Here is a 20,204-nt window from a genome sequence, read left to right on the forward strand (position 1 = left end):
ATTCCGCGCTGTGGCCCTGCGTGACGGCGTTGATGCAATAGGGTCACCCAAGTAGCCTGAAATCCCTGGAAACGCCGTATTCAGTGATATGTAAGGCATTGATCGCATCACCTCACTGTCACAGGGGCGCCGCCATGGAGAAGTCCGGAGTCGAGTCCGAGCTGATCGACCTCAGCGACGTTCCGCTGGACGAGTGGCCCCGTCTGGACCTGCCGTCCGCGCGGGGCTCCATGCGTCGGCTGCTCAGCCGTATCGACGACCCCGCGAGCAGCCTCGGCGGCTACAACCCGCAGCGCGACGCGTAGCGGCACGACCGATGCACCAGACGGCCCGACCCCACGTTCTGTCACCGCAGTCGTTCGACGAACTGCTGGCCGGTGGAGGCAGCCCGGCGACGGTGGACCGTCTGCGTGTGAGCGAGCGGAGCTGGCGGCTGCTCGTCGTCCGGGCGTTGCTGGAGTCGGCCGCGACGGCACCGGCCGGCCCCCTGCCCCCTTTGGCGGACGGCTGGAAGTTGCTGTCGCGCGCCTGGGCCGTGTCCAAGGAGGCGGTGGAAGACCTGCTGGCGTATCCGGCCGTGGGCGTGTGGGCGGCGCACACGCTGCGCCGGCTGCGCGGGACGGCCCAGGACGACGCACCCCTCTGGGCGGACACCGGACACCTCCACGCGATCGCCGCCGCCGCGGCCGTCCGCGCCGGCCTGGAGTTCCGTACCGACGTCCCGGTCCGCCACGGCTGGGTGGTCCTGCCCGCGCTCGGGGCGATGCGGGTGCCCGGCCGGGCGGACTGGGACGTGGTCGAGGTCCGCGCCTTGGGGGGATCCGTGCGGATCGCCGGGCGTCCGCTCGAAGGGCCGGACTGGCACGCCCTGACCGAGCTGCGCGCCGACGGCTGCACCCTGCTCCTGGACGACACCGATCCCTACCGCGACCTGCGCAAACCGGCCGGGGTGGAACCGATCGACTCCGCCGCCGAGTGGCAGGAACTGTTCGGCCCCGCCTGGGACATCCTGCGGCGCACCGACACCGAGGTGGCCGAGGCGCTGGCGGGCGGGCTGGTGTCGGTGGTGCCCCGTCCGCGCGCCGAGAGGTTCCGGCCGCACAGCGCGTCCTCGGGCGACGCCTTCGGCACCGCCCTGGCATCGGCCCCGGACGACGCCGAGCAGTTCGCCTCGACGCTGGTGCACGAGTTCCAGCACAACAAGCTCAGCGCGTTCATGCACCTGTTCACCCTGTACGACGACCAGGGTGCCCGGCTCCACTACGCCCCCTGGCGTGACGACCCCCGCCCCCTGGGCGGCCTGCTCCAGGGTGTGTACGCCTTCTTCGGTGTCACCGCGTTCTGGCGGCGGCGCGGTCACGCCCTCGGGCAGTTCGAGTTCGCGCTGTGGCGGAGCCAGACCGCGTACGCACTGCGCGCCGTGGGCTCGGCGGACGGGCTCAACGATCTGGGGCGGCGGCTGGTGGCCGAGCTGACGCGGCGCATCGAGCCCTGGCTGGACGAACCGGTCGACGCCCGGGCCCGGTCCGCGGCGGCCCTGGCGGTCGCCGACCACCGTGCGACCTGGCGCGCCTGCCATCTGCGGCCCGCGCCGGGGACCCTCCGCGCCCTCGCGACAGCCTGGTCCGACGGAATCCCGCTGCCCAGGACGGCGGACGAGCCCGTGCCCGTGCCCGTCCCGGGCAGTCCGGCGCGGGGCATCGACACCCGGGCGGTGCTGCTGCGATGGCTGCTGGCGGACCCCGCGGGCTTCGCGGCGCTGCGGGACGACCCCGGCGCGGTGGTCGCCGGCGCGCGCCTTGAGGACAGCAGCTGCACGAGGCGCTGTTCGGGGAGCGGCCGGCCGCGTTCGCGCACATCGCGGAGGCGGCGGGGGAACCGGTCGGCTTCGCGCTGTGGTTCCTGAACTTCTCGACCTGGCGCGGGGTCCACGGGATCTACCTGGAGGACCTGTACGTCCGGCCCGGGGCGCGCGGCGGCGGGCACGGGAAGGCGCTGCTCACCGAGCTGGCGCGGATCTGCGTCGAACGCGGGTACGAGCGTCTGGAGTGGTCGGTCCTGAACTGGAACCGGCCTTCCATCGAGTTCTACGAGGCGTTGGGCGCGCGTCCGCAGGACGAGTGGACGGTGTACCGGCTGACGGACGGGGCGCTGCGGCGGCTGGGGGAGCCGGGTTCAGGGGACTGACTCGGGCACGGGGGCCGGTGCGGTCGCGTGTTCGGGGGTCCGCGCGGTGACCATGAGGCCCGCGACCAGACCGGCCAGGAGCATGATTCCGGCGGCCCACCAGATGGCGACCGTGTAGCCGTGCACGACGCCTTCGCGGACGATCAGGGCCTTCCGGGCGGGGTTGGCGAGGTGTGCGGTGATGTACGCCGCACCGCTGGTGGTGGCGATGGTGTTCAGCAGGGCCGTACCGATCGAACCGCCCACCTGCTGTGAGGTGTTGACGGTCGCGGAGGTCACGCCGGAGTCCTGTGGGGCGACCCCGGCGGTGGCGGTGGCGAAGACCGGCATGAAGATCAGGCCCATGCCGAGGCCCATCAGGATCAGACCGGGCAGCAGCCGGCCCACGTAGTCGGCGTCGACCGTGAGGTGGGTGAAGAACAGCATCCCGGAGGCCGCGAGGAGCGCTCCGGGGACCATCAGCACGCGCGGCGCCACGCGGCGCAGCAGCCGCGCCGAGATCTGCGTCGTACAGATGACGATCGCGGCCGTCATGGGCAGGAAGGCCAGGCCCGCCCACACGGGCGAGTATCCGAGGACGACCTGTAGGTAGTAGGTCATGAACAGGAAAATGCCGAACATGCCGATGACGGCGAGGGCCATCGTCAGGAAACAGCCCGCGCGCGTGCGGTCCTTGATGATGTGGAGGGGGAGCAGCGGGCTCGGGGCCCTCGTCTGCCAGTACACGAACGCGGTCAGCAGCACGATTCCGCCCGCGAGGAGGGCCAGCACCAGCGGGTCCGTCCAGCCGCGCGCCTCCGCCTCGCTGACTCCGTAGACGATCGTGACCAGTCCGCCGCAGCCGAGCAGCACACCGGGGATGTCGAGCCGGGCGCGGGCGTTGCCCGGGGGGTCGGGCAGCAGCGCGAACGCGCCGAAGACCCCGACGACGGCTATGGGGATGTTGACGTACAGGCACCAGCGCCAGTTCAGGTACTCGGTCAGCAGCCCGCCCATGATGAGTCCGATCGCCGAGCCGCTGCCCGCGAGGGCGCTGTAGACGCCGAAGGCCTTTCCGCGCTCCTTCGGGTGGGTGAAGGTGGTGGTCAGCAGGCTGAGCGCGGAGGGGGCCAGGACGGCGGCGAAGGCGCCTTGGAGGGCGCGGGCGCCGTAGAGCATGGCGGAGCTGGTGGCCGCGCCGCCGATCGCGGAGGCGGCCGCGAAGCCGATGAGGCCGAAGACGAAGGTGTGTCTGCGGCCGACGAGGTCCGCGATCCGGCCGCCGAGCAGCAGAAGGCCGCCGAAGGCCAATGTGTACGCGGTGATGACCCACTGCCGGTTGCCGTCGGACATGCCCAGAGCGCGCTGTGCGGAGGGAAGCGCGATGTTCACTATGGTCGCGTCGAGGACGACCATCAGCTGCGCGAGGGCGATGATCACCAGGCCCCACCAGCGGCGGGAGTCGGCGCCTTCGGGGGTTGCAGGGGCGCCGCGTTCACCTGATCGGGTGCGGCTCACTTGCCTAGAAGACCATGAATTGGTATATATCGCATCTTTCCGGATGTCGATCTCGATTCATGGCTCCAGGACCACCTTTCCGAGGGTGGCGCGGGTCTCCAGGGCCCGGTGGGCGGCTGCCGCGGCGGCCAGCGGGAAACGGGTCACGGCCGGGGTGAGGCGGCCCGCGGCGGCTTCGGCGAGAGCCCGCAGCTCCAGCGTGCGGAGGGGGTCGGGACCGCCCGCCCCGCGCAGCATCACGGGGCCGAGGACCTGCTCGGACACGCCCTCCACGAGCAGCGGCCCGCCGTTCTGGATGCCCTCGCCGGACCAGCCGAAGACGAGGTGTTTCCCGCCGGGGCCGAGGAGCTCGACGGCGGCGCGGGCGACGTCACCGCCGACGCCGTCGAAGACGACGGTGACCGGCTTCCCGTCCAGATGGGCGCGGACCCGGTCCGGCCAGCCGCCGTCCTTGTAGTCGACGGCCAGGTCGGCGCCGTTCTCGTGGACGCGGGCCACCTTCTCCGGGCCGCCCGCGAGACCTATCACGGTGGCACCCGTGTGCCGGGCGTACTGCACGAGCAGGGTGCCGATACCGCCCGCGGCGGCGGGGATCAGCGCGACGGAGTCGGGGCCCAGCTCGGCGAACCGGAGGATCCCCATCGTCGTACGGCCCGTGCCGATCATGGCGACGGCCTGGGCGAAGTCCAGGTTCTCCGGGATCTCGTGCAGGCGGTCGACGTCGGCGACGGCCAGTTCGGCGTAGCCCCCGGGCGCGAACCCGAGGTGGGCGACGACGCGCCTGCCGAGCCAGTGGCCTTCGACGCCCGCGCCGAGGGACTCGACGGTGCCGGCGACCTCACGGCCGGGGATCGTGGGCAGCGGGGTGGGGGCGGGCGCCGGGCCCCGGGCACCCGCGCGCAGGGCGGCGTCCAGGAGGTGGACACCGGCCGCGGCCACGGCGATACGCACCTGGCCCGGGCCCGGCTCGGGATCCTCGGTCCTCTCGTAGGTGAGGTTCTCGGCCGGGCCGAAGGCGTGCAGGCGGACGGCGTGCATGACGGTCTCCCTCGCTGACGTGCTGAGGCGTACTCGATTGCTCGGTGCGTGCTTGATTGCTCGGCGGTGGTGCGGCTTAGCGTTCAGCCTCAAGCGCGCTTGAGGTCAAGGCGCGGGTGCGGGGCGTGGTCAAAGGCGCGGGTCGGGGGCGTTGTCAGTGGCGGAGTGCACGATGGGGGCATGGTGCGAAAAGCGGCGGGCAGGGCGAGTGGGCGGGACCGGGGGGCGCGGCGGCCGGAGGTGCGGCTGCCGCCGCTGGAACCCCATGACGGCTCCGGACTGGAGCCGGACGGCGACTATGACGGGCTGGAGTTCCGGGAGGCGGACTTCGTCGGGCAGGACGGCGCGGGAGCGACCTTCATGGACTGCGCCCTGACGGGGTGCGCGCTGGACGAGACGCGACTGCACCACGCGCGCCTGCTGGACTCGGTCCTGACGGGCATACGGGGTGTGGGCACCGATCTCGCCGAGTCGACCTTGCGCGACGTCGAGTTGGTGGACGCCCGCCTGGGCGGGGTGCAGCTGCACGGGGCGGTGCTGGAGCGGGTTCTGATCCGCGGCGGCAAGATCGACTACCTGAACCTGCGCAAGGCCCGGCTCAAGGACGTCGTCTTCGAGGGATGCGTGCTGGTCGAGCCGGATTTCGGGGGTGCTCGGCTGGAGCGCGTGGAGTTCGTGGACTGCGTCCTGAAGGGGGCGGACCTCACCGCGGCCACCCTGACGGACGTGGACCTGCGCCACGCGGCGGAGCTGGACATCGCACGGGGCGTGGACCGGCTGGCGGGGGCGGTGATCAGTCCGAGCCAGTTGCTCGACCTGGCGCCCGTGTTCGCCGCGGCGCTGGGGGTGCGGGTGGACGGGGGGCCGGGACCGGGAGCGTGAGCCGGGGCCGAGTGGGGGGTACGGGGGTCTCAGCCCACTCGGGGGAAGCGGGCCTGGAGGGTCCAGATCGCCGGGTTCTCGGCGAGGTCGTCGTGCAGGTCCGTGAGGTCGGCGATCAGATCGTGCAGGAAGTCGCGGGCCTCGCGGCGCAGTGCGGAGTGGGAGAAGGTCAGCGGCTCCTCGTCGCCCGGCATCCAGTCGGCCTCGATGTCCACCCAGCCGAAGCGGCGCTCGAAGAGCATGCGGTCCGTCGACTCGGTGAAGTCGAGCTCCGCGTGCTGGGGGCGCGAGGCCCGGCTGCCGCGCGGGTCCCGGTCGAGCTGCTCCACGATGTCGCACAGGGCCCACGCGAAGTCGAGCACCGGCACCCATCCCCAGGCTGTGGACAGCTCCCGGTCCGCCTTGGTGTCGGCGAGATAGACGTCGCCGCAGAACAGGTCGTGCCGCAGCGCGTGGACGTCCGCGCGGCGGTAGTCGGTCTGCGGGGGGTCGGGGAAGCGGTTGGAGAGGGCGTAGCCGATGTCGAGCACGTAGGTGATGGTGTCACGGGCCCGGGGGAGCGGGTACGGCTCCGCGGAGGGGCCGCGCTCCGCAAGACGCGCGGGGCCATGACATATGCGGCTCCGCCGCGCGTGCGCGACCGGCCCCCGCCGGCCGGCAGCCGGGCCCTCGGGCGGGGCTCGCGGCCTGGAGTGGGGTTGTCGGGGCCTCGTAGGATCGCTGGTGTGCCCCGATCTTCCATCACCGTCCGCTTTGCTCCGGCCCCGGCTCTCGCCCTCGCTCTCGCGCTCACCGCGTGCGGCGGCGGAGGTGTGCACGGCAAGCCCGGTGCCACCGGGGTCCGGGATCCGTACTTCCCGAAGATGGGCAACGGCGGCTACGACGTCACGCACTACGCCCTGACCCTCTCCTACGACCCCAAGGCGCACCATCTCGACGGCACCGCCGAGATCACCGCCCGGGCCACCCAGAACCTCAGCGCCTTCGACCTGGACCTGAAGGGCCTGGACGTCGCCGCCGTCACCGTCGAGGGCAAGGAGGCCCGCTGGAACCGGGCGGGCCAGGAGCTGACCGTGCGCCCGCACACCGACCTCGACAAGGGCGAGACGTTCCGTGCGACGGTCCGCTACTCGGGCACCCCCGAGACGCTCACCGACCAGGACGGCTCGCAGGAGGGCTGGCTGCCCACGGCCGACGGCGCTCTCGCCCTCGGTGAACCCACCGGCTCGATGGCCTGGTTCCCCGGCAACCACCACCCCTCCGACAAGGCGACGTACGACATCGCCGTCACCGTCCCGAAGGACCTGCAGGCGGTCTCCAACGGCGAGTTGACGAGCGAGACGACGGCGGCCGACGGTCGCAGGACCTTCACCTGGCACACCGCCGAACCGATGGCGAGCTATGTCGCCACGGTCGCGATCGGCCGGTACGACATCACGCGCTCGACGACGAAGAACGGCCTGCCCGTGTACGTCGCGGTGGACCCGACGCAGACCGCGGCCGCGAAGAAGGTGCTGTCCGAGATACCCGAGATCATGGACTGGGAGGCGTACAACTTCGGCCCGTACCCCTTCTCCTCGACGGGCGCGATCGTGGACCGCGGCGACGACTCGGGCTACGCCCTGGAGACCCAGACCCGCCCCGTCTTCCCCGGCGCCCCGGACACCGGCATCCTCGTCCACGAACTGGCCCACCAGTGGTACGGCGACTCCGTCACGCCCAAGTCCTGGCAGGACATGTGGCTCAACGAGGGCTTCGCCACGTACGCGGAGTGGCTGTACCAGGAGGACCACGACGGCGAGACCGCCGACGAGATCTTCAACTCCCTCTACCGGGGCGACTACTACGACACCCCCGAGAAGAACAAGGCGATCTGGGCCTTTCCGCCCGCCAAGCCCTCCAGCGCGGCCCACATCTCCGACCCGCCCGTCTACGACCGTGGCGCGATGGTCCTGCACAAGATCCGCCGGACCGTCGGCGACGACACGTTCTACGACATCATCCAGGGCTGGGCCGCCACCCACCGCCACGCCAACGCGTCCACGGCCGACTTCACGGCCTACGTCGAGAAGAAGGCCCCGGACAAGGACTTCAGCGGCGTCTGGAAGGACTGGCTGTACGGAGAGGGCAAGCCGCCCCGGGCGTGACTCAGGTCCTCCCGTTCAGCGCCTTGCGCAGCACCGCACAGGGGCGGCCCAGTTGGAGGTCCTCGCGATGGCCGATGGTCTCGTAGCCGAGGGCGGTCCAGAACGCGAGGCCCCGGGGGTTGTTGTCGAGGACGGCGAGGCGGACGGCGTCTCGGCCGGTGCGGCGGAACCTCTCCTCGACGAGTGCCACGAGCTCACGCCCGTACCCCTTGCGCTGCTCCCTCGCGTCCACGATCAGCAGCCCGATCCACGGATCCGGATCGGTGGGGTCGGGGTGGTGCGCGAGGGTGATCACGACCCCGGCGAGTCGCCCCGCACTCCGCGCGAGCAGCACCTCGACCCCCGGATGCGCCATCTCCTCGGTGAGCGCCGCCGCGACCTGCTCCGGCCGGATGTCGTGGGCGTCGGGGAAATCCCCGCTCAGGGAGAAGAACTCGTGGTGGGAGGCGTAGAGGGAGGTGAGTTCGCCGAGGAGGGCGACGGGGATGTCGTGGCCGGGCGCGAGGGCTTCGAGAATCACGCGGTGCAGGCTAGGGCCTGTCCCGTGCCCGGTGGTGGCCGGGCACGGGTGAGGGGGGAGCGGGGGACGGTCAGGTCTCGTCAGGGGCGGACGGGGGGCGGGGGCCGCCGAAACCGTGTTCGGAGAGGTCGAACCAGTTGCCCTCCGGGTCCATGGCCCGGTATTCGGCGAAGGGGCGGTTGGTGAAGCGTTCGGCGGGCTTGTCCGCGCCCGCTTCGGCCAGGGCCGCCGAGGTGGCTTCCGTGTCGGAGATGTGGAAACCGAAGTGGTTCATGCCGAGCGGGGTGTCGCCGTCGAGGCGGTGCTTGATGAGGGCCAGGGAGAGGTGGCCGTCGGAAAGGAAGCAACTGCCGTCGGGGTCCCGGTGGAAGAGTTCCATCGAGAAGACCGAGGTGTAGAAGGCGGCCAGTTTCTCCGGGTCCTTGGCGACGATCGCCAGGTGGCGGAGTTTGGGACGGGCCTGTTCGGACTCGGTGGGCTGCGGCACGGCGGCTGTCTCCTTCGGGATCGCCGGGATCATGTTGTGGAACGCGGTGAGGTGCCAGTCCCCGGTGGCGGTCCGCTCCGCCACCGCCAAGGCGTGTGTCTTCGCCAGGGGCGCGCCCACGGCGGTGAGAACCGTCGACTCGGCCTCGACCGTCGCCAGGTCGGGGCGCAGGTGACGGACCGCGACGATCCTCGCGTCCAGCCGCGTCGAGGCGTACTGGGTGCGGAACAGGCGGTCGTGGCCGGCCGCGATGCCCGCCCGGCCCGGTGGCTTGTCCCCTCGCACGGTGGTGAAGTCGCAGTCCGGGGAGAAGACGGAGGCGAAGAGCGTGGCGTCGGCCGAGGCCCAGGCTCGGGCCATCGTTTCCCACAGGGCGTGGATCGAGTGCGTTTCGGCGGTCGTCATGACGTCAGACACCTACCGAGGTGCTCGTACGGACGCGCAGGGGGAGTTCGGTGCAGTCGCTGTCGAGATGTTCGGCCGGAGGCGGGGCCCAGGCCGCGAGCGCGTGGTAGAACGCGTCGGCCCGGCGCTCCAGATAGCAGATGATGTTGATCGGCCAGGCCGTCTGCCCGAAGACGTGGCGGTCCATGGGAGTGGGGCGCTCACTGAGGACGACGGCGCGCTCCCGCGGCGGGCCTATGCGGTGCCAGTCGGGGTGCATGTGAATGGAGCCCAGCAGTTCCAGGCCCAGGGCGTCCGCTTCCTTGGAGGCCTTGAGGAGGTCCCGGGAGTCGATCCACCAGGCACGGTGCTCGTTCTCGTAGGCCGGTCCGAAGCGGGGCACGATCGTCTCGCTGAACTCGACACGGGCGGCCGGGTCCGAGGTGCGTGCGTTGCGGCCGAAGGCGACGCGTTCGACGTGGAGGGTGCCCCGGCCGGCGTTGCCCAGGAGGAGGGCGAAGCAGGGGAGGGGGGTTCGGGGGGTGATGAGCTGGTACTCGGTGACCGCGGCGGTGAGGAAGTCGTCGAGTGCCTGGTTGTCCATCAGGACGGTGGGGGGAGTGCTGTCGTTCGTACAGTGCTCGTCCGATAAGTCGGACATGGAGTGGGACATGAGGTGGGGGCTCCGTTTCCCGTGGGGGGTGAGTGGGACGCCTGGAGCCTAGAGGCAAGTGCTTGAAGGTTTCAGTAACTTGCTCGGAATGTGGGGATATCCCTATGGGGCGGGGGCAGTGGGCAGCGGGAACGCGAGGAGCCCCCGGCCCGGTGTCCCGGGCCAGGGGCTCCTTCAACCGCCTTGTACGGATCAGACGTTGACGCCGAAGTCCTGGGCGATGCCCACGAGGCCCGAGGCGTAACCCTGGCCGACCGCGCGGAACTTCCACTCCGCGCCGTTGCGGTAGAGCTCGCCGAAGACCATGGCGGTCTCGGTGGCGGCGTCCTCGCTCAGGTCGTAGCGGGCGATCTCGGTGCCGCCGGCCTGGTTGAGGATGCGGATGTAGGCGTTGCGGACCTGGCCGAAGTTCTGCGAGCGGTTCTCCGCGTCGTAGATGGAGACCGGGAAGACGATCTTGTCCACGTCGGCGGGGAGACCCGCCAGGTTGACGTTGATCGCCTCGTCGTCGCCGGCGCCCTCGCCCGTGCGGTTGTCGCCGGTGTGGACGATGGTCTGGTCCGGGGTCTGCTTGTTGTTGAAGAAGACGAAGTGGGCGTCGGAGTAGACCTTGCCCTGAGTGTTGACCGCGATGGCCGAGGCGTCGAGGTCGAAGTCGGTGCCCGTGGTGGTGCGGACGTCCCAGCCGAGGCCCACGGTGACGGCGGTCAGGCCCGGAGCCTCCTTGGTGAGCGAGACGTTGCCACCCTTGGACAGGCTTACAGCCATTGTTGGGAGTCCCTTCCCTCGTTGCGTACGTGCGCTGTGCCCGTACGTATGGGCTTCGTACGGGCACGAAGCTACAGCTACCCCTAAGAACGCCAAGAGGGGTGTCGAAGGTTCCTGGTCTCTTTACTTTCTTTACCCTCTTGGCGGACACGTGGCGGCGAAAACGGGGTGACGTGGACCGGACATCCACGCGACCATGGACCCCATGTCCGGTCCTTACGTCATCCGCGGCTCCGTCTCCCTGCCCGAGGCCGAGCTCCTGTGGCGTTTCTCCCGCTCCAGCGGGCCCGGCGGACAGCACGTCAACACCAGTGACTCGCAGGTCGAGCTGAGGTTCGACCTCGCGAAGACCGAGGCGCTGCCCCCGGTCTGGAAGGAGCGCGCCCTCGCCAAGCTCGCCGGGCGGCTCGCCGACGGCGTCATCAGCGTCCGCGCGTCCGAGCACCGGTCGCAGTGGCGCAACCGGGAGACCGCGGCCGTACGACTCGCCTCCCTGCTCGCCGAGGCCACCGCGCCACCGCCCAAGCCCCGCCGGGCCACCCGCATCCCCCGGGGGATCAACGAACGGCGGCTGCGCGAGAAGAAACAGCGCTCCGACACCAAGCGGGGCCGCTCCGGACGCGACTGGGGTTAGGGGCACCCGCGAGTCTTCCGCGGGCGTGTCGGCCACTGAGTGGGTATGAGGTGACAGGCCTTTGTGGCGAGTTGTCGCTAATCTCATGGAATGGACGGATACGAGGACAGGGCGCACCTGGAGTGGTGGGCCAATCGATCGACCTGCCTGGCGCGGATCCCCGTCCGGCTGCGGCAGGCCGCCGTGCCCGACGCCCGTGCGTGGGACGCCGTCGTCTCCGCGCCGCTGGACAGCGGCGCGCGGGAGGACATGCAGTTCCTGATCGAGGCCAGTCCGTACTTCACCCTCCGCTTCGCGGACGATTCCGTGAACGAGGTCGAAGTGGAGCGCTCCGGGGACGGTGGTCGGCTGCGGCTGAGCGCCGTCCCGGAGACGTGACGTCACATCAGGAGGCCGCGGTCCGTCAATGCCATGACGGGCAAGTCCGTGCCGGACCGCGGCGGCGACCAGGAGATGTGACGTATGAGCGACAGCGAATTTCCCGGAGAGAACGGGAATGACGACAAGAATGCGAAGAACGCGAACGCGAAGAAGGCCGAGAACGCGAAGGACGGCGCGAACGCGAACGAATTTCTCGCCGCGCGATTCGAATCCCACCGCGATCACCTCCGCGCCGTCGCCTATCGCATGCTCGGCTCCCTCGCGGAGGCCGACGACGCCGTCCAGGAGGCCTGGCTCAAGCTCAGCCGTGTCGACGCCGACCGGGTCGACAACCTCGGCGGCTGGCTGACGACCGTCGTCGGCCGGGTCTGTCTCGACATGCTGCGCTCCCGCCGAACCCGTGCCGAGGAGCCGCTCGGCCCCCTGGCGGAGGGGCCCGGCGTCCGGATGCCGGAGCCGGTGCTCAGCCCCGTCTCGGGCATCGACCCCGAACAGGAGGCGCTGCTCGCCGACTCGGTGGGCCTCGCCCTGTTGGTCGTACTGGAGACGCTGACGCCCGCCGAACGGCTCGCCTTCGTGCTGCACGACCTGTTCGCGGTGCCCTTCGAGGAGATCGCGCCCATCGTGGGCCGTACGCCGATGGCGTCCCGTCAGCTCGCCAGCCGGGCCCGGCGCAGGGTCCAGGGCGGGGCGCCCGTGCCCGATCCCGACCTGGCGCGGCAGCGGGCGGTCGTGGACGCGTTCCTCGCGGCGGCGCGGGAGGGCGACCTCGACGCGCTCGTCGCGGTGCTCGACCCGGACGTGGTGGCGCGGAGCGAGGGCGGGGTGACGGCGGGTGCGATCGCCGTGGCCTCGGGGGCGAGCGGGTACGCGCACCTGGCCCGGATCGCGCGGCCCGCCCTCGTCAACGGCGCCGCGGGTGTGGTCGTGGTCGCGGAGGGACGCGTCGTCGGTGTCCTCGCCTTCACGGTCGTGCACGGCAGGATCGCCGTCATCGACATCCTCAACGACCCGGAGCGGCTGGCCGGGCTGGACGTCACCGTCCTCGACCGGTAGCTCCTCGCCCCCAGTCCCTCGAAGAAAGGGCGTCAGCCCAACTGCTGGTAGCGCCCCTTGAAGTACAGCAGCGGTCCGCCGTCCCCGCTCGGTACCGACGCGGTCAGCACCCGCCCGATGACGAGGGTGTGGTCACCGGCGGCGACCCGCTGCTCGGTGCGGCACTCCAGGGTCGCCAGGGCGCCGCCCACCAGGAGTGCCCCGGACGTCTCGCCACGGACGTACGGGATGTCCTCGAAGAGCAGACGGTCGCTGATGCGGCCCTTCATGGCGAAGCGGCCCGCGATGTGGCGCTGGCTCTCGGAGAGCACGGAGACGGCCCACAAGGGCTGTTCGTCGAGCAGGTCGTCCATGCGGGAGCCCTCGCGCAGGCTGACCATGACGAGGGGCGGGTCCAGGGAGACGGACAGGAAGGCCGTCGCCGTCATGCCGACGTCCTCACCGCCGGGGCCTTCCGGGTCCAGCGCGGGCTCGTGCGCGGTCACCAGGACCACACCCGCGGCCAGCCGGGACATGGCGGCACGGAACTCGTCGTTGCTCACCCCCTCAGCATGCACGGAGGGGGTGAGTGGAGCGGCAGAGGGAGTGTTCAGCACGCCGAAACGCTAGTCTCCGACCCCGGGGAGCCACATCGGGCCTCGGTCCGAGCCCGGTACTAAGCCTGGTCCTAAGCCGGTCCTAGGTCTCGGGACGGACACAACTGCTCACAGTGTCTACACAGCGTCCAAATAAGCGTTCAGTAAACACACGGAGGGAATGCAGAAACCCCACTCAATTGCTCATCTTCTGCTGTGACTTGAGTCACAGGAGCCATATTTTGTTGACCCTGTGTACCGAGTGGGCAGCGCGCTGTGATTCAGTGGCGGGGAAGCTATGAACGAAGCTACCAAGTAGTACGCGAGAGAACCGTAAGAGAACCAGGTACGCCGAAGACAACCCTGGAGTTGCTGCGAGGTCTCGAGGGGAGGGCGAATGGAGACCGAGTCGGAGCCCTATGTCCGTCTTGCGACCCTGCGGCAACTGCATCAGGTGATGGCGGACATGAACACCGCGCGGAGCCTGGCGGACACGCTGCAGACCGTCGCCGACGGCGTGGTCACGGGCCTCGGCTACGAGCTGGCGTGTGTCAATCTCGTACGCCCCGACGGCGACCTCGTGGTCGCCGCGCTCGCCGGCAACTCCGCCGCCGAAGCGCTGATCACCGGCCGGGTCGGCTCCCGCGCCTCCTGGGACCGCCGGCTGAACATGGGCGAGGCCTGGGGTGATCTGCGCTTCATTCCGCACACCGAGGGCTGGGTCCTCGACGACGACGACGTACCGCAGTGGTACACCGACGGGCCCGCGCCGCGCTTCGAGGACGAGTGGCATCCCTCCGACCGCCTCTTCGCGCCGATGTACAGCCCCGGTGTCTCCGGCGCCAGCACCGGTGAGCTGATCGGCGTCCTGTCCGTGGACCGGCCGCGCAACGGACGGCGCCCCGGCGCGTGGGGGCGCGAGGCGCTCCAGATGTACGCCTTCCAGGCCGCCATCGCCATCAGCAACGCGCGTCTACGAGCCAATATGCAGCGCGCCCTGGTCCGCCTCGAGCGTGAGCAGCAGGCCCTGCGCGCCAGCGAGGAGAGCTTCCGGCAGGCCTTCGAGTACGCCCCCTCCGGCATGGCCATCGCCGAGATGGGCGGCGACCAGCACGGCCGCATCCTGCGTACGAACGACGCCCTGTGCCGCCTCCTCGGCCGCCCCGCCTCCGCGATGCGCCGCTACTCCTTCTCCGACCTCGTGCACCCCGAGGACATCGGCACCCTGCTCCGGACGTCCGCCGAGGGCGGGCGCGCCGAGCTCAGACTCGGCCGCCGCGACGGCACCTACGTCTGGGTCTCGCTGCGCAACTCCGTCGTCGCGGACGCCGCCGACGGCCCCCGCTTCCTGCTCACGCACGTCGAGGACATAGAGGAACGCAAGCGCCGCGAGCTCCAGCTCGCCCACCGCGCCTCGCACGACTCGCTCACCGGCCTGCCGAACTCGGCCGAGCTGCGCTCCCGCCTCGGCTCCCGCCTCTGCCAGCGCCCCGGGGCCCTTCAGCCGGGCACGGTCGAGTCGCTGGACGCGGCGTACGGGCACGGTCCGTTCGCGGACCAGGCGGCCGAGCACAACTCCTACGACGGCCACCCCGGAGGCGGCGCAGGCGCCGCGGGCAACGGGAGCGGGCACGGGTTCGACCTCGCCGCGGGCTTCGACGCGTACGACGCCTTCGACCACCATGTGCACACCATCGCGCCCGAGGGCGAGACGGACGACGGCACCAAGGGGCTCGCGGTGCTCTTCTGCGACCTCGACGGCTTCAAGTCGATCAACGACCGCTTCGGGCACAACGCGGGCGACGCGGTGCTCATCGAGGTCGCCAGACGCCTGACGAACGGTGTCCGGGACGGCGACACGGTGGCCAGGCTCGGCGGTGACGAGTTCGTGGTGCTCGCCGACGGGCTCGGCCGGGCCGACGCGGCCGACCTCGCCGTACGACTGCGGAACGCGATCATCCCGCCGATCCGTGTGGACGGCCGGGCCGTCCGGGTGGGCGCCAGCTTCGGCATCGGGTGGGCACACTGTGGCATGACGGCGGACGAGGTCTTGAAATCCGCTGACGAACGTATGTACGTCGAGAAACGGTCTCGTCCCAAACAGCATCGGCGTGCCGGATAAGTCACAGGTCAGTGGGTTGATGCGGTGAAGCCCACCCGTTTGGCCCCCTGGGAGCGGGTAGGCTCGCCATTCATCCATGTACCGCATCTGAACCGCACCTGTTGAGGAGACCAAGGGATGACGCCCGGCAACAACGGCGCGAGCACGCCCGAGGACGACGACCCGTTCGGCTACTTGTACGCCGACGGTCAGGCCAACGGCGCCACTCCGCCCAGCGGAGGCGGCGGCTACGGCTACCCCGGCTCGGTCAACCGGGTGCGGGCGGTCGGCGAACGCCAGTACGGACAGCAGCAGCCCGGTTACGGCCAGCAGGCTCCTACCGCGCAGTACGGCCAGCAGGGCGCGCCGACCGCACCGTACGGCCAGGTGCCGCAGCAGGGCGCCTACGGCCAGCCGAACGCGCACTACGCGGCGCCCGAGACCGTCCCCGGCGAGTCCCCGACCGGCCGGCAGTCGTCGGGAGGCGGCGGTCGCGGCCGCGGACCGAACACCAAGGGCCTGCTGATCGGCGCCATCGCCGTGGTCGCCGCCGTCGTCATCGGCATCGGCATCGCCATGATGAACGACAACTCGAACGACAATAAGAGCGGTAACACGGCGGGTTCGACCCCGTCGCAGTCCCAGAGCGCCCAGCCGAGCCAGTCGGCCAGCAGCAGCGCGAGCGCGGGGGACCTGCCGACGATCGACGCGAAGGCGTTGAACCTCGGGCCAGGAGTGAGCAGGGCATCCGACACCAAGGGAGCGAAGGCGGACGGCGGGGTCTATGTGACTGGCTTCAACCAGGTTGGCGCCAAAGTCACGTGGACCGTCAATGGCATTGAGAAGGCTGGCTCCTACCGGTTGTACGTGCGTTATGACATCCCGGGCGTGGACGCCGACGCGACACTGACAGTCAACGGCAAGGCCAACGCACAGCCCCTGGGCATGAAGAATTTCATCGGCTCACCGAAGGGCGACTTGGAGAAGGGTTGGCAGTCCACTTGGGCTCCCGTGAACCTGAGCAAGGGGACCAACGTGTTGGAGATCTCCTGTGGCCAGGGGAACCAATGCAACGCCTTCCTGGACCAATTGTGGCTGCAGTAGGGGTCCGATAACGCAAACGGTCCGCCGGGGAGCTCCGGCGGACCGTCATGAGAGCCTCAGATCAGGCGATACGGCCGAACCCAACACACTGATCTGCGACCCACCGCTTCTTGCCCTCCCATTTGAGGGGTGTCCATGTGTTGTGCGTCGCGCCTCCGCTCGTGCAGCGATATGACCCACCTGTGACGTCGCCTGTGCAATTGGATACCCAGCAGGGAACGGCGTCCGGTGTGCCATGGCCAAGCGCGTGGACCCTGAGCACTGCAGTTGAGGATGTCGACGTACCTTCACGGAGAGTCCAGTCCGTGGAGCCATACGCACCTGAAACGGAAGCGTGTGCAGGTGCGGCAGCGAAGAGGAGCGACGCTGCCAGCGCGCCGGGCACGGCAGCCATGCGCGTGATTGTTCGTATCACAGAGTCCCCAATTCTGGTTCTTTCGCCGCTGGTCAGCGCGACGAATAGATGATCATCAGATCATCTGTCGGGCGCGAGGGGAAGAGCGGTTCTTGGTCAGTTCCTGCGGCGGCTTAGAAGGCGAGAGCTGGGACACTCTCACGCCGCCGATGGCTCCCCCGTCACCGCCACTCGCCTCAGCAACGCCTCGTATCCAACCCGGTCGAACTCGCCCGCCACCGGTGCCAGTACGGTCGCCGCGGACAGGGCGACGGCCCGGGCCAGGCGCTCCGGCCATGGCAGGTGCTCCACCAGTCCCGACAGCAGGCCCGCGACCGCCGAGTCGCCCGCGCCGGTCGGGTTGCCGTGGACGCGGCGTGGTGGGGTGGCGCGCCAGAGGCCGTCCGGAGTGTGGGCGAGCAGGCCCTGGGCGCCCAGTGAGGCCACGACGGCGTGCGCGCCGCGCCTGCGGGCGTCCCGGGTCGCCTGCAACGGTTCGTGGGAGCCGGTGAGTTCGGCCAGTTCGTCGGTGTTCGGCTTGACGATGTCGGGACGGGCGGCGACGCCCCGTCGCAGGGGTTCGCCGCTGGTGTCCAGGAGGACCGGGACGGCCGCCGCGCGGGCCGCGCGGATCAGCCCGGCGTAGGCGCCCACCGGCACCCCCGGCGGCAGGCTGCCGCACAGGGCCACCGCCGAGGCGGAGCGCAGCAGCACTTCGTACGCCTCCTGGAAGGCCGCCCACTCGGCAGGGGTGATCTCCGGTCCTGGCTCGTTGAGTTGAGTGGTGTCACCCGTCGTCGTGTCCACCACGGCTATCGTGCGGCGCGTCGGCCCCTCGACCGGGATCAGCGCGTCCACCACCCCGGGTGTGTCCGTGAGTTGGTCCCGCAGGGCGCGGCCCGTCACGCCGCCCGTGAAGCCCGTGACGGTCACCTCGTGGCCGAGGGCGGCGAGCACCCGGGCCACGTTCAGGCCCTTGCCGCCGGGGCGTTCGGTCACCTCGGTCACCCGGTGCGCGGTGTGCGGGCGCAGGGACCGTACGCGATAGGTGATGTCGAGAGCGGTGTTCAGTGTGACCGTGAGGATCATCCGGACCGACCTCCCTCGATGAATGCGCTGGCCGACAGTTTCGAGTTCCGGGGAATCCGGAGGCTCGATCATGCCAAAGACAACGGCGGTCGGCCCAGTCCCGGGACGACCGCCGTACGTCACATCGCGCTCCAATCGGAGGGCGAATCAGCCCAGTTGTGGGTCAACCACCCATTCGCCCCGGCGCATCACGCCCTTGAGGGCGAACTCCGCGTCCAGGACCACCAGGTCGGCGTCCTTGCCCGGTTCCAGGGAGCCCACCGTGTCGTACAGGCCGAGCAGACGGGCCGGGTTGGCCGACAGGGCCGCGACGATGTCCTCGACCGGCAGCCGGTCGACGGTCACCGCCCGCTGGAAGGCGCGGTCGAGGGTGAGCGTGGAGCCCGCGATCGAGCCGCCCTCCACCAGCCGGGCGACCCCTTCGCTGACCTCGACCTCCAGCGGGCCGAGCCGATAGCGGCCGTCGCCGAAGCCCGCCGCGTCCATGGCGTCCGTGATGAACGCCACCCGGTCCGCGCCCGCGTGATGGAACGCCAGCTGGAGCGCGGCGGGGTGGAGGTGGGTGCCGTCGTTGATCAGCTCGACGGTGATCCGCTCGTCCTCCAGGAGGGCGGCGATGGGGCCGGGCGTGCGGTGTCCGAGCGCGGGCATGGCGTTGAACAGGTGCGTGGCGACGGTCGCGCCCGCCTCGATGGCCTCCACCGTCTGCTCGTACGTCGCGTCCGTGTGCCCGATCGCCGCGATCACCCCGTGCTCGGCCAGCAGGCGTACGGAGTCGATGCCGCCCGGCAGCTCGGTGGCGAGGGTGACCATGCTGGCTCGGCCGCGCGCCGCGTCGATCAGCTTGCGGACCTCGGCCGGGTCCGGGTGGCGCAGCAGTTCCTCGGAGTGCGCGCCCTTGCGGCACGGCGAGATGAACGGGCCCTCGAAGTGGATGCCGGCGATGTCGCCCTGCTCGGCCAGCTCGGAGAGCAGCCCGGCGCGCTGGGCGAGTCCGTCCATGTCACCGGTCACGGTCGAGGCGACGAGGGTGGTGGTGCCGTGCAGCCGGTGGGTGTGGACGCCCCGCAGGACCTCCTCGACGGTGCCGGAGGTGAAGGAGGCGCCGCCGCCGCCGTGGTTGTGGAGGTCCACGAAGCCGGGGACGAGCCAGTGGCCCGACAGGTCCAGTGTCCGCGCCGACGAGGGCGCGCTGCCGGCGATGCGTGTGCCGTCGACGATCACACGACCGTCGTCGACGACTCCGGTGGGCAGTACCACCCTGGCACCGGCGAGAACCGTTCTAGGGGCCATCAGGTGGATACCTCCGAAGTCGGTTGGGAAGTGGTCGGCTGATTCAGCAGGTCCCAGGCGAGCAGGCCCGCGCCCAGGCAGCCGGCCGTGTCCCCGAGGGCCGCGGGGACGAGGGACGGCAGTTTCTGGAAGGTGACGCGCCGCTCGACGGCGGCCCGTAGCGGTGTGAACAAGGTTTCCCCGGCCTCGGCGAGACCGCCACCGATGATCAGAGTGCGCGGGTCCAGCAGGGTGAGCGCGGTGACGAGCCCGTCGGCGAGCGCGTCGATGGCGTCCTGCCAGACCTCCCGCGCCCGCGCGTCCCCGGACTCGACGGCCTTCGCACAGTCGGCGGCGTCCGCCTTCGGGTCCCCGCAGGCCTCGGCCCAGGCCTGGCTGACGGCGGCGGCGGACGCGTACCGCTCCAGACAGCCGTGCTGCCCGCACGGACACGGGGTCCCGCCGGGGCGTACGACGACATGGCCGATCTCGCCCGCGAAACCGTGCGCGCCCGCCTCGACGCCGCCGTCGATGCCGATCGCGCCCGCGATGCCGGTACCGAGGGGGACGAACAGGAAACGGTCGGCCCCCTGCCCCGCGCCGATCCGGCCCTCCGCGAGCCCGCCGGTGCGCACGTCGTGTCCGAGCGCCACCGGCACCCCGCCCAGCCGGTCGCCGAGCAGCCGGCGCATCGGGACGTCGCGCCAGCCCAGGTTGGCCGAGTACACCGCCACGCCCCCCTCGGCGTCGACGATGCCGGGGACGGCGACTCCGGCCGCCGCCGCCGGCTCGCCGAGGTGGTGCTCGCCGTACGCGCGCAGCTCGGCCGCGAAGTCGAGGATCGCGTCGACCACGGCGTCCGGACCGCGCTCGCGGCCGGTGGGCCGGCGGGCCTGGTGGAGGAGCTCGCCCTCCGACCCGACCAGGGCGGCCTTCATCCCGGTGCCGCCCACATCGAGGGCGATGACATGTCTCACGGGGACAGTGTCGCCCCTTACCCCAGGAGAGGTCTAGT

The 20,204-nt window shown here is 70.8% G+C and carries 20 protein-coding genes and 1 pseudogene; 10 read left to right on the forward strand and 11 right to left on the reverse strand.

Going from position 1 to position 20,204, the window contains the following annotated elements:
* Positions 1–134 precede the first annotated feature (134 nt).
* The 3 genes and pseudogenes from SMIR_RS20465 to SMIR_RS20475 form a co-directional block, all read left to right on the forward strand.
* Positions 135–305, forward strand: a complete 171-nt coding sequence (locus tag SMIR_RS20465) for a hypothetical protein (protein ID WP_212727212.1) — start codon at positions 135–137, stop codon at positions 303–305.
* A 458-nt stretch (positions 306–763) separates the two neighbouring features.
* Positions 764–1,906 (forward strand): aKG-HExxH-type peptide beta-hydroxylase, encoded by a 1,143-nt coding sequence (locus SMIR_RS20470; protein WP_249938630.1) that lies wholly within the window; start codon positions 764–766, stop codon positions 1,904–1,906.
* Positions 1,807–2,187, forward strand: a pseudogene (locus SMIR_RS20475) (GNAT family N-acetyltransferase); the annotation flags it as partial. The gene SMIR_RS20470 and the pseudogene SMIR_RS20475, both read left to right, overlap by 100 nt.
* On the opposite strand, the gene SMIR_RS20480 reads toward SMIR_RS20475, so the two are convergent.
* Both SMIR_RS20480 and SMIR_RS20485 read right to left on the reverse strand, forming a co-directional pair.
* Entirely contained in the window at positions 2,176–3,684 is a 1,509-nt protein-coding gene (locus SMIR_RS20480; RefSeq protein WP_168492946.1) for an MFS transporter, read from the reverse strand. The pseudogene SMIR_RS20475 and the gene SMIR_RS20480 sit on opposite strands and share 12 nt — an antisense overlap.
* Positions 3,685–3,741: 57 nt before the next feature.
* Positions 3,742–4,722, reverse strand: coding sequence for a zinc-binding dehydrogenase (locus SMIR_RS20485; RefSeq protein ID WP_168492944.1), 981 nt, complete (start codon positions 4,720–4,722; stop codon positions 3,742–3,744).
* A gap of 180 nt (positions 4,723–4,902) precedes the next feature.
* On the opposite strand from SMIR_RS20485, the gene SMIR_RS20490 reads away from it, so the two are divergent.
* Positions 4,903–5,604: a pentapeptide repeat-containing protein gene (locus SMIR_RS20490; protein ID WP_168492943.1), complete on the forward strand. Its 702-nt coding sequence runs from the start codon at positions 4,903–4,905 to the stop codon at positions 5,602–5,604.
* A 29-nt stretch (positions 5,605–5,633) separates the two neighbouring features.
* Here the strand turns inward: SMIR_RS20490 and SMIR_RS20495 are convergent, their stop codons facing one another.
* Positions 5,634–6,134 (reverse strand): hypothetical protein, encoded by a 501-nt coding sequence (locus SMIR_RS20495; RefSeq protein ID WP_075027404.1) that lies wholly within the window; start codon positions 6,132–6,134, stop codon positions 5,634–5,636.
* 195 nt (positions 6,135–6,329) lie between these two features.
* Here SMIR_RS20495 and SMIR_RS20500 point away from each other — a divergent pair, with 195 nt between their 5' ends.
* Positions 6,330–7,751 (forward strand): M1 family metallopeptidase, encoded by a 1,422-nt coding sequence (locus tag SMIR_RS20500; protein WP_248003664.1) that lies wholly within the window; start codon positions 6,330–6,332, stop codon positions 7,749–7,751.
* Position 7,752: 1 nt separating this feature from the next.
* On the opposite strand, the gene SMIR_RS20505 is transcribed toward SMIR_RS20500, so the two are convergent.
* The 4 genes from SMIR_RS20505 to SMIR_RS20520 form a co-directional block, all read right to left on the reverse strand.
* Positions 7,753–8,271 (reverse strand): GNAT family N-acetyltransferase, encoded by a 519-nt coding sequence (locus tag SMIR_RS20505; protein WP_168492939.1) that lies wholly within the window; start codon positions 8,269–8,271, stop codon positions 7,753–7,755.
* Positions 8,272–8,341: 70 nt separating this feature from the next.
* A complete protein-coding gene (locus SMIR_RS20510; RefSeq protein ID WP_168492937.1) occupies positions 8,342–9,163 on the reverse strand; it encodes an SgcJ/EcaC family oxidoreductase in 822 nt (273 codons plus the stop codon).
* A 4-nt stretch (positions 9,164–9,167) separates the two neighbouring features.
* Positions 9,168–9,803, reverse strand: a complete 636-nt coding sequence (locus SMIR_RS20515; RefSeq protein ID WP_212727214.1) for an MPN domain-containing protein — start codon at positions 9,801–9,803, stop codon at positions 9,168–9,170.
* Between the two features lie 204 nt (positions 9,804–10,007).
* Positions 10,008–10,583: a TerD family protein gene (locus SMIR_RS20520; RefSeq protein WP_101404331.1), complete on the reverse strand. Its 576-nt coding sequence runs from the start codon at positions 10,581–10,583 to the stop codon at positions 10,008–10,010.
* A gap of 196 nt (positions 10,584–10,779) precedes the next feature.
* Between SMIR_RS20520 and arfB the strand changes: the two genes are divergently transcribed.
* The 3 genes from arfB (at position 10,780) to SMIR_RS20535 (ending at position 12,654) form a co-directional block, all read left to right on the forward strand.
* Positions 10,780–11,217, forward strand: coding sequence for an alternative ribosome rescue aminoacyl-tRNA hydrolase ArfB (gene arfB / locus SMIR_RS20525; RefSeq protein ID WP_212727215.1), 438 nt, complete (start codon positions 10,780–10,782; stop codon positions 11,215–11,217).
* A gap of 90 nt (positions 11,218–11,307) precedes the next feature.
* Positions 11,308–11,595 (forward strand): hypothetical protein, encoded by a 288-nt coding sequence (locus SMIR_RS20530; RefSeq protein ID WP_054235132.1) that lies wholly within the window; start codon positions 11,308–11,310, stop codon positions 11,593–11,595.
* 84 nt (positions 11,596–11,679) lie between these two features.
* A complete protein-coding gene (locus SMIR_RS20535; RefSeq protein WP_212727216.1) occupies positions 11,680–12,654 on the forward strand; it encodes a sigma-70 family RNA polymerase sigma factor in 975 nt (324 codons plus the stop codon).
* A 32-nt stretch (positions 12,655–12,686) separates the two neighbouring features.
* On the opposite strand, the gene SMIR_RS20540 is transcribed toward SMIR_RS20535, so the two are convergent.
* Positions 12,687–13,196 (reverse strand): flavin reductase family protein, encoded by a 510-nt coding sequence (locus SMIR_RS20540; protein ID WP_168492931.1) that lies wholly within the window; start codon positions 13,194–13,196, stop codon positions 12,687–12,689.
* A 430-nt stretch (positions 13,197–13,626) separates the two neighbouring features.
* On the opposite strand from SMIR_RS20540, the gene cdgB reads away from it, so the two are divergent.
* A complete protein-coding gene (cdgB, locus tag SMIR_RS20545; protein ID WP_212727217.1) occupies positions 13,627–15,351 on the forward strand; it encodes a diguanylate cyclase CdgB in 1,725 nt (574 codons plus the stop codon).
* 117 nt (positions 15,352–15,468) lie between these two features.
* Positions 15,469–16,434, forward strand: coding sequence for a carbohydrate-binding protein (locus SMIR_RS20550; protein WP_168492929.1), 966 nt, complete (start codon positions 15,469–15,471; stop codon positions 16,432–16,434).
* Between the two features lie 553 nt (positions 16,435–16,987).
* On the opposite strand, the gene SMIR_RS20555 is transcribed toward SMIR_RS20550, so the two are convergent.
* The 3 genes from SMIR_RS20555 to SMIR_RS20565 form a co-directional block, all read right to left on the reverse strand.
* Positions 16,988–17,917 (reverse strand): 1-phosphofructokinase family hexose kinase, encoded by a 930-nt coding sequence (locus tag SMIR_RS20555; RefSeq protein ID WP_212727218.1) that lies wholly within the window; start codon positions 17,915–17,917, stop codon positions 16,988–16,990.
* 147 nt (positions 17,918–18,064) lie between these two features.
* Complete coding sequence (gene nagA, locus SMIR_RS20560; RefSeq protein ID WP_168492925.1) at positions 18,065–19,210, reverse strand: N-acetylglucosamine-6-phosphate deacetylase; 1,146 nt, start codon at positions 19,208–19,210, stop codon at positions 18,065–18,067.
* On the reverse strand, positions 19,210–20,166 hold the full coding sequence (locus tag SMIR_RS20565; protein ID WP_168492923.1) for an ROK family protein: 957 nt from the start codon (positions 20,164–20,166) through the stop codon (positions 19,210–19,212). The genes nagA and SMIR_RS20565 overlap by 1 nt, the downstream gene beginning before the upstream one ends.
* Positions 20,167–20,204 lie beyond the last annotated feature (38 nt).

Source organism: Streptomyces mirabilis, assembly GCF_018310535.1.
Classification (GTDB): domain Bacteria; phylum Actinomycetota; class Actinomycetes; order Streptomycetales; family Streptomycetaceae; genus Streptomyces.